Origin of the sequence: Streptomyces prunicolor (genome assembly GCF_045162825.1) — a bacterium.
In the GTDB taxonomy this organism is placed as follows: Bacteria; Actinomycetota; Actinomycetes; order Streptomycetales; family Streptomycetaceae; genus Streptomyces; species Streptomyces prunicolor.
Window position 1 is genome coordinate 3,634,330 of the sequence record NZ_CP108676.1, and the last position, 13,284, is coordinate 3,647,613.

11 protein-coding genes are annotated in these 13,284 nt (G+C 71.9%); 1 reads left to right on the plus strand and 10 read right to left on the minus strand.

Annotation, left to right across the window (positions count from 1 at the left end; translation table 11 throughout):
- The first annotated feature begins 284 nt into the window (after window positions 1-284).
- A complete protein-coding gene (locus OG588_RS16295; protein WP_405947933.1) occupies window positions 285-1,637 on the plus strand; it encodes an MFS transporter in 1,353 nt (450 codons plus the stop codon).
- On the opposite strand, the gene OG588_RS16300 is transcribed toward OG588_RS16295, so the two are convergent.
- The 10 genes from OG588_RS16300 to OG588_RS16345 form a co-directional block, all read right to left on the minus strand.
- Window positions 1,631-3,820, minus strand: coding sequence for a hypothetical protein (locus tag OG588_RS16300; RefSeq protein WP_405947934.1), 2,190 nt, complete (start codon window positions 3,818-3,820; stop codon window positions 1,631-1,633). The genes OG588_RS16295 and OG588_RS16300 overlap by 7 nt on opposite strands.
- On the minus strand, window positions 3,817-4,368 hold the full coding sequence (locus tag OG588_RS16305) for a hypothetical protein (RefSeq protein ID WP_405947935.1): 552 nt from the start codon (window positions 4,366-4,368) through the stop codon (window positions 3,817-3,819). Before OG588_RS16305 ends, OG588_RS16300 begins: the two co-directional genes overlap by 4 nt.
- 156 nt (window positions 4,369-4,524) lie before the next feature.
- A complete protein-coding gene (locus OG588_RS16310; protein ID WP_405947936.1) occupies window positions 4,525-5,514 on the minus strand; it encodes an adenosine deaminase in 990 nt (329 codons plus the stop codon).
- Window positions 5,515-5,534: 20 nt separating this feature from the next.
- Window positions 5,535-6,440: a ribonuclease Z gene (locus OG588_RS16315; protein WP_405947937.1), complete on the minus strand. Its 906-nt coding sequence runs from the start codon at window positions 6,438-6,440 to the stop codon at window positions 5,535-5,537.
- Window positions 6,441-6,446: 6 nt separating this feature from the next.
- Window positions 6,447-6,800 carry a histidine triad nucleotide-binding protein gene (locus tag OG588_RS16320; RefSeq protein WP_405947938.1) on the minus strand — a complete coding sequence of 118 codons (354 nt, stop codon included), beginning with the start codon at window positions 6,798-6,800 and terminating at the stop codon, window positions 6,447-6,449.
- A 97-nt stretch (window positions 6,801-6,897) separates the two neighbouring features.
- Window positions 6,898-10,119, minus strand: a complete 3,222-nt coding sequence (locus OG588_RS16325) for a S41 family peptidase (protein WP_405947939.1) — start codon at window positions 10,117-10,119, stop codon at window positions 6,898-6,900.
- A gap of 82 nt (window positions 10,120-10,201) precedes the next feature.
- Window positions 10,202-10,714 carry a hypothetical protein gene (locus tag OG588_RS16330; protein WP_266867320.1) on the minus strand — a complete coding sequence of 171 codons (513 nt, stop codon included), beginning with the start codon at window positions 10,712-10,714 and terminating at the stop codon, window positions 10,202-10,204.
- Window positions 10,715-10,857: 143 nt separating this feature from the next.
- Entirely contained in the window at window positions 10,858-11,250 is a 393-nt protein-coding gene (locus tag OG588_RS16335; protein ID WP_405947940.1) for a VOC family protein, read from the minus strand.
- 16 nt (window positions 11,251-11,266) lie between these two features.
- Window positions 11,267-12,025 (minus strand): 16S rRNA (uracil(1498)-N(3))-methyltransferase, encoded by a 759-nt coding sequence (locus OG588_RS16340; protein WP_405947941.1) that lies wholly within the window; start codon window positions 12,023-12,025, stop codon window positions 11,267-11,269.
- Window positions 12,022-13,143 carry a nitronate monooxygenase gene (locus tag OG588_RS16345; protein WP_405947942.1) on the minus strand — a complete coding sequence of 374 codons (1,122 nt, stop codon included), beginning with the start codon at window positions 13,141-13,143 and terminating at the stop codon, window positions 12,022-12,024. Before OG588_RS16345 ends, OG588_RS16340 begins: the two co-directional genes overlap by 4 nt.
- Window positions 13,144-13,284: the final 141 nt, after the last annotated feature.

The following is a 13,284-nucleotide window of genomic DNA, read 5'->3' on the forward strand; positions in this document are numbered from 1 at the left end:
CTGTGTTGAGAGGCGCCGGAGTTGAAAGGCGCCGGACGGGCCGAGTGTGCCGGCCTGCATGAACACGTGCCGGACAGGCCTAACGACGCCGCCCGGCACCGGAAATTGGGCGCTCGTCTACCCGGTCCCCCAGCCCCCAAACTGAACGTGCCCCAGATCACACCCCCCGCCCTTCTTTCGCGAACCGCGTGCTTGATACAAATTGGCCGCGCGTTCCTGTCCGTCGACGGTCGTCGCCCAACCCCCTTCTTGAGCCGCTTCTTTCGCATGCCCTGGGAACGCCCGTGTTCGCCCGCACCACCACGCCCTGGCCCCTCGTCGCCCTTTTCACGGCCGGGTACCTCGCCCCCTACCTCCTGCCCACCACCGTCGGCCGCCTCGACGCCGGGCTGCCGTTGTCCGCCACACAGGCCGGTGCCGTCGGCAGTGCGCTGCTGTTGAGTTCGGCCGCGGCGGGGTTTCTGCTCGCCTCGCGCGTCGACCGGGTCGGCCCGCGCACCCTCGCCCGGATCGGCCTCGCGCTGGCCGTGCTCGGGTACGGCTCGGCCGCGTTCACCCACGCCGTCCCCGCGGTCGTCGCGGGCGCGGTGGTCGGCGGATTCGGATCGGGTACGGCCACCACGGTCGCCGCGTCCGGGATCGCCGCCGAACGAGACCCCCACCGCGCTTCCACCCTCGGCCTGTTGTGCGTGTCCGCGCTCGCGGGCGCCGTGTATCTGACGGTTCCGCACCTCGGCGCGGGCCACGGCCAGCCGCTCGCCGCGATCGCCCTCACCTCGCTCGCCGTATGGCCGTTGACCGGCCGCCTCCCCGTCCGTACGGCGACACCGCACACGCGCGTGGAGACCGCCGGGCTCCCCCACCGCCGCGCCGGACTGGTCCTCGCCGCCACCCTGCTGTGCTGGTCCCTCGCCCAGAACTCCCTCTGGGGCGTCAGTGGCCGCATCGGCCTCACCCAGGCGCACCTCTCCGAGGTCACCGTCGGCGCGGTCTTCGCGATCGCCCTCGGTACCGCCCTCGTCGGTGTCATCGGTGCGGGCGCGCTCGGGGCCCGGCTGGGGCGCGCGGTGCCGATCGGCGCGGGGACGGCGCTCATCGCGGGCTGCATCGTGCTCAGCGCGTCCGCGCACGACCTGAGGACGTTCGCGACCGGCGAGATCGCCTGGAACACCCTCTACCCGATCGTCCTGTCCTACCTCCTCGGCCTCGCCGCCTCCCTTGATCCGCGCGGGCGTTGGGCCGTCCTCGTCGGCTCGGCCTCGTCGCTGGGTACGGCGGCGGGACCGCTGGTGGGCAGCCTGCTGTCGGCGCGGGCCGGGTTCCCGGCGATGGGCGCGATCCTCGCCGTGGGGCTGATCGTGATCGCCGTACCGATGACCGGGGTCGCGCTCCACACCGGTGGACGGCTGCTGCTGCCGGGCACGGTCCGGCGGCGCGGCGGCACCCCGGCCGCCGTGGTCGCCGCGTCCGGCGGCATACCTACGGGACCGGTACCGGAGATCGGCGCGCGGGAACAGGAGGTCGTGGAGATCCTCCCGGTGGGCCTTCCGGCCGTACCCGCGCAGGGTTCCTACGACATCGCCGGGCCCCCGGCGGGCGAGCGCCGCGCCGGGGTCCGGGAGACCGTGACCTACTGACCCGGGCGGGCGCCTCCACGGGCCCGGCGGTGCAGGTACCAGCCGACGCCGGTGAGCAGCGCGGCCAGGGCGGCGACCGTGCCCACGGCGACTCCGGTGGCGGCGAGGCTGCCGGCGGTCGAGGTGGAGGCCTCGGTGGTCGTGCCTCCCGTCGTTCCCGTTCCCGTAGTACCGCCGGCCGTCGAACCGGACGTGCCACCGGACGTGCTTGTCCCGCCCGTAGTACCCGCACTACCCGTGGAGCCCGTACTACCTGTCGTACTCGTGGAACCCGTACTACCCGTAGTACCCGAGCCGCCGGACGCGTCTCCGCCCGTGGCCCCGCCGTCCGTTCCGCCGTCCGTCCCGTCGCCGGGCTCGGTGACCGTGAGGGTCATCGGTGAAGTACGCGTCGTGCCAACGGAGTTGGTGAACTCGGCGCGGTAACGGTAGCCGTCGTGCGAGGTCTTCGCGGTGAAGGCGTACGCGTTCTGCGTGGCGCCCTCGATCGTGGACCAGGTCTGGCCGCCGTCGGAGCTGGTCTGCCAGCGCACGGTGGGCTGCGGGGTGCCGTCGGCGGCGGCGGCGAGGGTGACCTCGTCGTCCGGGGCGACGGACTGGTCGGTGGGGGCCTGGGTGACCTTCGGGGACATCCGGCGGTCGAGCTTGAGGACCTCGCCCTCCGCCTGGTTGGTGACGTAGACGGTGGCACCGCCGGGGGTGACGGCGACGCCCGCGGTCGTGTTGGCGCGGCTGCCCGGGAGGGCGAGCGTCTCGGCGGCCTTCTCGAAGGTCGCGCTGGCGAACACCTGGAGGGAACCGATGAAGTCGGCGCCCGCGTCGGCGTTCCCGTAGTCCTCACGCAGCACGAAGGCCCGGTGGGTGGACGTGTCGAAGGCCATGGCGGTGGCCCGGTCGACGTCCTCCAGCGTGGCGAGGAGCTTGGCGTCCTTGTCGTAGACGAGGACCGAACTGCCGCTGCCCACCCAGACGTTGCCGGTCTCCGGGTCGGGTTCGACGAAGTAGACGGCGCCTTCCGGGAGTTCGGCGGTGGCGGTGACGGCGAAGGTGGTGGTGTCGATGCGGCGCAGTTGTCCGCCGGAGAGGCCGGTGGACCAGGCGGCGGCGTGCGCCGTGTCCACGCCGAGTTCGGAGCCGCCGTCGAGAGTGAGGGTGCGCCGCACGACACCGGTTGCGGTCTCTGTCTCGGAGAGGATCGGGCCCTGGGCGACCAGCACGGTGGTCGCGGTGGTGCCGGGGCCCGCGCCGGTGACCGCTGCGCCCGTCAGCCAGACGCCCTTCGCGGCCGTGTCACCGTCCTTTGCCGTACCGATGCCACGCAGGGGGTAGTGGAAGACGACGCCGTCTCCGGAGAGCGGCGCGATGATCTGCGGGACCACACGGGCGGCGAGCGCGCCGGTGGAGCCGGGGGCCTGCGGGATGTGGCTGAGGAGCCTGCCGTCGGCCGGGTCGAGCGCGTACAGGCCCTGCTCGCTCACGTCGGCCGTGTCGACGATGTTGTCCGAACCGACGTACAGCTTCCCCGAGTTGGGGTGCAGCATCACGTCCAGGGGGCGGCCCGCCGTGGTGAATTCCGCCGCCCGGACGTAGCTGACGGTCCCGGCGGGCATGTCCACGCCGTCGCCGCCATCACTGCCGGGGTCCTGGCCCTCCAAGGTGATCGGGATGCGCACGTCCTGGGAACGGTCGCCCGCGTTGCGGTGGTCGACCCGGGTGACGACCGCGCAGACGACCTGGGTGCAGTCGAGGCCGCTGTCCTTCGCCTCGACGCCGATGTCCACGGCGAACGTGCCGCCCGCGCCCCAGACTTGGGCGAGGTCGCCCGCGTACGGGTCCCCCTCGGGCACGATCCACTTCGACGTGCTGCCGGTGCCGCCGGTGTCGGCGCCGCCGAGGCAGGGGCTGGGGATGCGGTTGTCGCCGTTGTCCTTGCAGACGGCGACATAGATCGCCTTGGCCGTGTCGTAGCCCTCGCCGGTGACGCGGATCGTGTCGCCTGCCGGGTCGAGTCCGGCGGAGGCGGAGACCGCGAGTTTCTGGCCGTCCTTGCCCAGGGCCGTCTTCGGGGTGCCGGCGGCGGCCTGCGCGCTCGGGCCGGTCCCGAACGCGCCGAAGGCCAGGGCGGAGGCGGCGACCAGCGCGGCGGCGCCCAGGAGCGCCGCCGGACGTCTGTCGGCTCTCACTGGAAGGTGACCGGGACGTGGACGTCGTACTTGCGGTCCTCGCTGTCGAAGTGGTCGGCGCGGGTGACGATCGCGCAGTCCACGTCCTCGCCGCAGACCCGGCCGTCGTCGAGCGTGGCCTTGACGAAGATCTGGACGCTGAAGGTGCCGCCGGTGCCGAACGTGGAGCTGTTGGCGAACAGGCCGCCGAAGGTGTTGTTGACCCAGTGCGAGGCGCCCGTCGTGCCGGTCTCGTCCTGTCCGCCGAGACACGGCGTCGGCTTGGCCGCGCCCTGCGCGCCGCTGACCGCGCACAGGCCGACGTACACGCCCTGGCTGGTGTTGTAGCCGGAACCGGTGACCGTGATGACCTGGCCCGCCGCTGCCGCCGTGCCGGGTGCGGTCAGCGACAGGTTGTAGGTGGTGGTGCCGTCGACGACCGAGCGGGTCGAGGTCGCGGCGGAGGCCGAGGTCGCCAGGCCCAGGGTCAGCGCGGCGGACGCGCTGACGGCGAGGGCGGCACGGGCGGCGGTGCGGGCGGTGGTACTGGCGGACAGGACGGATCTCATGGTGGGAGTGCCTTCCGGTCGGCGGCCGGATCAACGGCCGCATCAACTTAGGTAAGGCAAACCTAAATACGATCTTCAGTTGTTTGTCAAGAGACGGCAAAGAACTTCAACCGGCCCCAATCGGCCGACTCCCCGGGGCAGTTGGGGGTGCGACGCCTAGAAGACGTACGCCTCGACCTCGGCGAGATACCGCGTCCGGCGCTCCTCGTCGTCCTCCAGGAAGGACGCCACGAAGGAGTTCCGGGCCAGCTCGCGCAGCCGCTCCTCGGTCAGGCCCAGGGCCTCGCGCACCGCGTCGAAGTTGTCACCCGCGTAACCCCCGAAGTAGGCCGGGTCATCGGAGTTGACCGTGCAGAGCAGGCCCGCCTCCAGCATCGCCGGGAGCGGGTGCTCGGCGAGGACGTCCACCGCGCGCAACCGGACGTTCGACAAGGGGCACAGAGTCAGGGGGATGCGGTCCCGCACCAGCCGCGCCACCAGCTCCTCGTCCTCCATGCACCGCAGCCCGTGGTCGACGCGCTCCACGCCGAGGTCGTCCAGCGCCTCGGTGATGTAGGCCGGCGGGCCCTCCTCACCGGCGTGCGCGACGCGTCGTAGACCCAGCGCGGCGGCGGCCTCGTACACCTCGCGGAACTTCACCGGCGGGTGGCCGACCTCGGCCGAGTCGAGGCCGATGCCGGTGATGCGGTCGAGGTACGGCTTCGCCGCGTCCAGGGTTTCCATGGCCGAGTCGGCGGACTCGTCGCGCAGGAAGCACAGGATGAGCCGGGTCGAGATGCCGTGGTTGGTCTCGCTGCTGCCCAGCGCCCGCCACAGGCCCTCCACCACCGTGCCCATGTCCACGCCCCGCGCGATGTGCGCCTGCGGGTCGAAGAAGATCTCCGCGTGCCGTACGCCCTGCGCGGCGGCGCGGGCGAGATAGGCGTTGGCGAGGTCCTCGAAGTCCCGCTCGGTGCGCAGGACGGCCATCAGCTCGTAGTAGAGGTTCAGGAAGGTCTGGAGGTCCTCGAAGAGGTACGCCTTCCGGAGTTCCTCGGTGTCCGCGTACGGCAGCTCGACGCCGTTGCGGGCCGCGAGCGCGAAGGCCAGCTCGGGCTCCAGGGTGCCTTCGATGTGCAGGTGCAGTTCGGCTTTGGGAATGGGCATCGAAGTATCGTACGGGTGTTTTACCGCCGTTTCGGAACCGGCACCCTGAGTAGATCGTGCGCCACGGTCAGCTCACCCTCGTAGCCCGCCGCCCGCGCCTGCCGCTCGAACTCCTCCGGCTCGGAGTAGCGCTGGCTGAAGTGGGTGAGCACCAAGTGCCGCACGCCTGCCTCCTGCGCCACCCTCGCCGCCTGCCCTGCGGTCAAGTGACCATGGTCTACGGCCAGTTGCTCGTCCTCGTCCAGGAACGTCGACTCGATGACCAGCAGGTCGCAGCCGTCCGCGAGGGCGTGCACTCCGTCGCAGAGGCGGGTGTCCATGACGAACGCGAAACGCTGGCCGTGCCGTACCTCACTGACGTCGTCGAGCGTGACATCGCCGATCGCACCCTCGCGCTGGATGCGGCCCACGTCCGGGCCCTTGATGCCGTGCGCGGCGAGGCGGTCGGGGAGCATGCGGCGGCCGTCGGGTTCGGTGAGGCGGTAGCCGTAGGACTCGACGGGGTGGGAGAGCTTGCGGGCTTCCAGGGTGTAGTTCCCGACGGTGGCGATCACACCGTCCGACGACACCGGCGACTCCGTGATGCCGACTGTCTCGCGGTACGCCGTGGCGTAGCGCAGGCGGTCGAAGAAGCCCTGGCCCGACTTCGGGTAGTGGGCGGTGATCGGGTGCGGGACGCGGTCCAGGTTGATGCGCTGGATGACGCCCGCGAGGCCGAGGGAGTGGTCGCCGTGGAAGTGGGTGACGCAGATGCGGTTCAGGTCGTGCGCGGCCACCCCGGCGCGCAGCATCTGGCGCTGGGTGCCCTCGCCGGGGTCGAAGAGGATGCCCTCGCCGTCCCAGCGGAGGAGGTAGCCGTTGTGGTTGCGGTGGCGGGTGGGGACCTGGCTGGCGGTGCCGAGGACCACCAATTCGCGTACGGACACGGTGAGTTAACCGGGGGGCCACTGCATGCCGCGGCCGCCCATGACGTGGGCGTGGGCGTGGAACACGGTCTGGCCCACGCCGCTGCCGGTGTTGAAGATGACGCGGTAGCTGTCGAGCTTTTCGTCGGTTGCCACCTCGCCGGCCTCGCGCAGTACGTCGGCGGCGACTGTGGGTTCGGCGGCGGCGAGGGAGGCGGCGTCGGGGTAGTGGACGCGGGGGATGACCAGGACGTGGGTCGGGGCCTGGGGGTTGATGTCCCGGAACGCGACGGTGGTGGGCGTCTCTCGGATGATCGTCGCCGGGATGTGGCCTGCGACGATCTTGCAGAAGAGGCAGTCGTCCTGCGGGTCCCCTGACATGTGGCTTCCCTCCGAGGCTGGGCTGTGCTTTACGCGGGGCATCGTATCGTCGTTGAGTGCGGGTGCGTGGGGGCTGGTCGCGCCGTTCCCCGCGCCCCTAGGTGGGCAAGACTGGCGGAGTTTTAGCCGGCTCGGTCTCCAATGCCGCCAACGCCAAGCGGATTGCCTCGTCCAGTTGGGTGTCCCTCCCCGCCGCGTAATCCTGTGGGCGTTGCACCACCTCCACATCCGGATCCACCCCGTGGTTCTCCACCCCCCACCCGTAACCCTCAAGCCAGAACGCGTACTTGGGCTGGGTGATCAGCGTGCCGTCCACCAACCGGTACCTGCTGTCGATGCCGATGACACCGCCCCACGTGCGCGTGCCGACCACCGGGCCGATCCCCAGCGCCTTGATCGCCGCGTTGACGATGTCGCCGTCCGAGCCGGAGAACTCGTTGGCCACGGCCACTACGGGGCCGCGCGGGGCGTCCTCGGGGTAGCTGTACGGGCGCATGCCTCGGGGGAGGTCCCAGCCGACGATCCTCCGAGCCAACTTCTCGACGACCAGCTGGGAGGTGTGGCCGCCGCGGTTTTCGCGGACGTCGACGACCAGGCCCTCGCGGGCCACCTCCACGCGTAGGTCGCGGTGGATCTGGGCCCAGCCGGGGGCCTGCATGTCGGGGACGTGGAGGTAGCCGAGGCGGCCGCCGGACTTCTCGTGGACGTAGGCGCGGCGGTCGGCCACCCATGCGTGGTAGTAGAGGGGTTCCTCGTCCGCCAGGGGGACGACCACCGTGTGGCGTGGGTCGCCGCCGCCTGCCGGGGAGATCGTCAGCTCGATGGGCTTACCCGCCGTGCCGACGAGGAGAGGGGCCGGTCCCGTCACCGGGTCCACGGGTTGGCCGGCCACCGCGAGGATCGCGTCGCCCGCGCGGACAGCGACACCGGGGGCGGCGAGGGGGGCGCGGGCGTTCGGGTCGGAGGTCTCCGAGGGCAGGATGCGGTCGATGCGCCAACTGCCGTCCTCGTGACGGGAGATGTCGGCGCCGAGCAGGCCCTGGCGTTCGCCGTGGCCGTGGCCGCCGCGCGGGGTGACGTAGGCGTGCGAGGTGCCCAGTTCGCCGTGCACCTCCCAGAGGAGGTCGACGAGGTCGTCGTGGGTGGCCACGCGGTCGAGGATCGGGCGGTAGCGGTCGAGGACGCCGGTCCAGTCGACGCCGCTCATGTCGGGGCGCCAGAAGTTGTCGCGCATGATGCGGCCGGTCTCGTCGAACATCTGGCGCCACTCGGCGGCCGGGTCGACGGTCTGGCGGATGCGGGACAGGTCGACGTTGATGTTCGAGTCGCTGTCGTCGTCGTCCGAGCCGGAAGCGCGGCGGTCGCTCGGGACGACCCGGAGTTTGTGGTCCGTCCAGAGCAGGACGCGCTTGCCGTCGCCGCTGACCTCGAAGTGGTCGGCGTCTCCGGCAAGGTGCTCGATGCGCTGTTGGGCGAGGTCGTAGCGCTCCAACTCCGTTTTGGGGTCCGGGTCTTCGGGGGTCGCGCGGGTGGCGCCGAGGACTCCCTGGACCGGGTGGCGCAGCCAGAGCACTCCGTCCTTGGCCGCTCGCAGGTTGGAGTAGCGGCCTGCCTCCACCGGGAACGCGACGATGCGGTCGGCCAGGCCTTCGAGGTCGACACGGGTGGTGGGGCGGCCCTCGCTGTCGGGGGTCTCGTCCTTGTCCGGGGCCTCGAAGGGGCGGCCGTGGCGCTGCGGTCCGAACGGGGACGGGGTCGTCGCGGCGAGGGTGATCAGGTGCGGGCGGTCGCCGACCACGAAGGCCAGGTCGAAGACGTACTCGTCGTAGACCGGGTCGAAGGAGCGGGTGGAGAGGAAGGCCAGGTGCTTGCCGTCGAGGGTGAAGGCGGGGGCGTAGTCCTGGAAGCGGAGCGGGGTCGCCTCGGTGACCGACAGGTCGGTGGTGTTGGCGAGTTTGAGCTGGCGGAGGGGGCGCGGGCCCGGGTGCGACCAGGCGAGCCAGGCCGAGTCCGGGGAGAAGGCGAGGCCGGTCGCGTCGCCGTTCTCGCTGCGGTCCACCTCGCGGACCTCGCCGGTCTCGCGCTCGACGAGGAGGACACGTCCGTCGTGCGAGCCTACGGCGACCCGGCTGCCGTCGGGGGCCACGGTGAGGGCGAGGACGCGGCCGAGCTGTCCGGCGGCGAGTCTGCGCGGGGTCGCGCCGGGGGCGAGGCCGGTGGCGGGGGCGAACTCCAGGGCGTCGTCGCCCTCGGCGTCCGTCACCCACACCACCCACTCCTCGCCGTCGGCGCGGAAGGTGCGGGGCAGTCGGGCGCGGACACCAGGGGTGGCCGCGAGGGCACGGGCCGGGCCGGAGCGGTGGGTGACCCAGTGGACGGCGCCGCGTACGGCGACCGCGCTGCCGCGCGCGGTGTGGTCGGGCGATGCGGAGCCGAACCAGCGGGCGGCGGCCACCGGGAAGGGCTGCTGGTCGGTGCGCTGGCCGCCGAGCCGGAGGTCGAGGCGGCGCGGTTCGGCGCCGTCCAGGTCGTCCAGGAGCCAGAGTTCACCGGCGGAGGAGTAGATGATCCGGGTGCCGTCACCGGACGCGTGCCGGGCGTAGAAGCCGTCGAGGGGGGTGTGGCGGCGGAGGTCGGAGCCGTCCGCGAGGGAGGAGTAGAGCGCGCCGGTGCCCTCGTGGTCGGAGAGGAACGCGATCCGCTCCCCCACCCACACCGGGTACTCGATGTTGCCGTCCAACTCCTCGTGCAGCCGCGTGAATTCGCCGTCGCCCTCGCGGTCGATCCACAACTTGCCCGCCGTGCCGCCCCGGTAGCGCTTCCACCAGGCCGCCTCGCGGCCCATGGGGGCGGAGAGGAGGACCGTGGCCGTCTCACCGCGGGCGACGTCGCCGACCCAGCCGTACGGGAGGATCGTCGCCGGTCCGCCGTCCAGCGGGACCGAACGGGCCCAGCTGCGGCGGAGGTTGGCCTGGCCGTGGGTGCTGAGCGCGAGGACCTGGCCGTCCGCCGTCCAGCCTCGCACCTGGGTGCGTGAACTGCCCCAGTACGTCAGGCGTTTGGCGGGGCCGCCGTCGACCGGGGCGATATGCACCTCGGGGGCGCCGTCGCGGGTGGAGGTCCAGGCGACGGTGGTGCCGTCGGGCGAGATGCGCGGGTGGGTCACCGGCACGTTCTCCGCGCTGACCCGCCAGGCCCGGCCGCCGCCGTCGAGGGACGCCAGCCACACATCGTCCTCGGCGGTGAAGGCGACCAACTCGCCGTGCAGATGCGGGAAGCGGAGATAGGCCTGGGCTGCGGACGCTGAGGGCTGAGTCACCTGATCAGCGTATGCAGCTACGGCCTGCGACGACAGCGGTTTGGATCACTTGCTCCCGACAGCGCCCTCCGTGGGCCGCCGGTCACTTGCCTTCGACGGGCCAGCAGGTCGGGTCGCCCTTGCACCACATCGTCTTGGTGACCGTGACGGTGACGGTCGGCCCCGGGCCGTAGGTGAGACTCGGGTTCGGATTGGACACGGACGACGGTGTCGCCGCGTTGCAGTCGCCGAGCCCGGTCACGTGGAACACCTGCTTGCCGGCGACCTTGCCGACCAGGTCGCCGCGCACGCACGCGCCGTCGACGGCCCGGGTGACCTTGCCGGTGACGGTGATGTCCCGGTTGTCGTTCGTCTGCCCCTGGCAGTCGACGCTGACGACGGTGGTCTCGGTCGGCGAGGGCGAACTCCCGGACGTGGAGGCCTTGTTGTTGCTGCCGTAGTTGCCCGTGCAGGTCAGCCAGCGCACGCTCACATGGTCCCGCTTGAGCTCCGCGGTCGCCGTCTTGTCGGTGGTGTACGCGACGGTCGCCGCGCTGAGATCACCGGGCTGGCACGCGACGACTCCGCCCACGGTCACCACCGCGAGCCCCGCCACAGCGGCCACCCGCCGACCGCGCGGCCGACGCCAGTTCCGTCTCAACGCCCCCATGGACGGCAGCCTGCCACCGTCGGAGCGCACGCGGAAGAGCGCATACGGCCACCCGTGCGCCGGGGGCGCGGCCACCGGCGCACGATCCGTCAGCCCTGGAGCAGCAACCACTCCTGAAGCTCCACCACATTGCCCTCGGGATCCTTGAGATGGGCGACCCGCATCCGGTCCGTCATCGGCGCGGGCCCGTGCACCAACTCCGCGCCCCGCGCGGTGATCTGCTCGCAGTACCCGTCCAGGTCGTCCACCCGCAGCACCACGAGCGAACGGTGCCCGGTCGCCAAGTCCCCCAGCTCGCCCAGGACTTGGGCCATCATCGCCCGGTCCTGGAGCGCGATCCCGGCCGACCCGAGGGAGGGGGAGAACTTCTCGTACGGTCCCTCGACCGCCCCCGACTGGGGCTTCAGGCCGAGGACCTCGGCGTAGAAGCGGTAGCAGGCGGCGAAGTCGGTGACGAGCAGCCGTACTTGGGCGAGTTCCACGGCGATCCCCCCTGGTTCAGGACCAGCGTCCGGTACGGCCCAGGAGCAGGGCGGTCGCCGCGGTCCCGGCCGTCGATGTACGCAGCACGCTACGCCCGAGGCGGTAGGCCTTCGCCCTCGCGTCCTCGAAGAGCGCCAACTCCTCGGGGGAGACGCCTCCTTCGGGGCCCACGACCAGCACGATCTCGCCCTCGGTGGGGAGTTCGGCGGTGGCCAGCGGCTCGCTGCCGTAGTCGCGGTCCTCGTGGAGGACGGCGGCGAAGTCGGCTTTGGCCAGAAGCGCCGCAACCTGTTTGCTCGTTGCCGCGTCCGCGACCTCCGGGAAGCGCAGCCGGCGGGACTGCTTGCCGGCCTCGCGTGCGGTGGCCCGCCACTTCGCGAGGGCCTTGAGACCCCGGTCGCCCTTCCACTGCGTGATGCAACGGGCGGCCGTCCACGGGACGATCGCGTCGACGCCGGTCTCGGTCATCGTCTCCACGGCCAGCTCGCCGCGGTCGCCCTTGGGGAGGGCCTGGACGACGGTGATGCGGGGCTGCGGCGCGGGCTCCTCACTGACCGACTCCAGGTCCATGACGACGAGCCGGTCCTTGCCTTCGGCCGCTTTGACGACGCCTTCCATCCACCGGCCGCGTCCGTCGGTGAGGACGACGTCCTCACCGGCCCGCATCCGCCGCACGGAAACCGCGTGCCGCCCTTCGGGGCCGTCGAGGACGATCTCACCGCCGCTGAAATCCGGGATCTTCAGGGGGTCGAGGATGAACACCGGCGCGGTCATCGCAGGCCGCCACCGGTCGACAACGCTGTCCGGGCGGAGGCCAGTTCGGCGACCAGGACCTCGACCAGCTGGCCGGCGGGCAGCTCGCGGGCCATGCGGTGGCCCTGGCCCGCCCACAGCGCCATGCCCTGCGGGTCGCCGGACGCGGCGGCCTTCTTGCGGAGCGGGGAGGTCAGGTGGTGGATCTCGGGGTACGCGGCGGGGGCGTAGGGGCCGTGCTCGCGCATGAAGCGGTTGACCAGGCCGCGGGCCGGGCGGCCGGAGAAGGCGCGGGTCAACTCGGTACGCGTGAACAGGGGGTTGGTGAGCGCCTGCTTGTGCAGCGCGTGGGCGCCGGACTCCGGCGCGGCCACGAACGCCGTGCCGAGCTGGGCCGCGCTCGCGCCGGCCGCGAGGGCCGCGGCGATCTGGCTGCCGCGCATCAGACCGCCGGCGGCGACGATCGGGAGGTTCACGGTCTCGCGGATCTGGGCGACGAGGGAGAGCAGGCCGAGGCCGGCCCCGTCGTTCTCCGGGAGGTCGCGGTGGGTGCCCTGGTGGCCGCCGGCCTCGACGCCCTGCGCGATCACCGCGTCGGCACCGGCCCGCTCCACGGCGAGGGCCTCCTCGACGGTGGTGACGGTGACGAGGGTGAAGGTGCCGGCCCGGCGCAGCGAGTCCAGCACCTCCGGGGTGGGGATGCCGAAGTGGAAGGAGGCGACCTTCACCGGGTTGTCGAGCAGGACGGACAGCTTGGCGTCGTAGCCGTCCTCGCGGCCGCTGTCCGGGTCGCCGAGTTCCGTCTCGTACCACGTGGCCTCGCCGGCCAGCTGGTGGGCGTAGACGTCGACGGCGGCCCGATAAGGCGGCGCGGCGACAGCCGCTCCAGTGGAGCCGGTGCTTGCACCGGGGTACTCCGGCTGCGGCATGAACAGGTTCACGCCGAAGGGGCGGGTCGTCAGACTCCGCAGCTGCTTGATCTCCTGGTACATGCCGTCGGCCGTTTTGTACCCGGCGGCGAGGAATCCCAGCCCGCCGGCCTCGGACACGGCGGCCGCGAGACGCGGGACGGAGACACCGCCCGCCATCGGGGCCTGCACGATCGGATGAGGGAAGAGATCGGTCAGTGCGGAGGACATGACGGCATGTTGTCACGTCCTCCGAACAAGTCCGAATCCGGCCTTGGCACTGGCACATGCCATTGGTTTCAGCCGGTTCGGCCGTGGAGGACGAGGCCGTTCGGACCGGAGCCGGATCAAAGAGAGGGCCCGGGGGCGGCT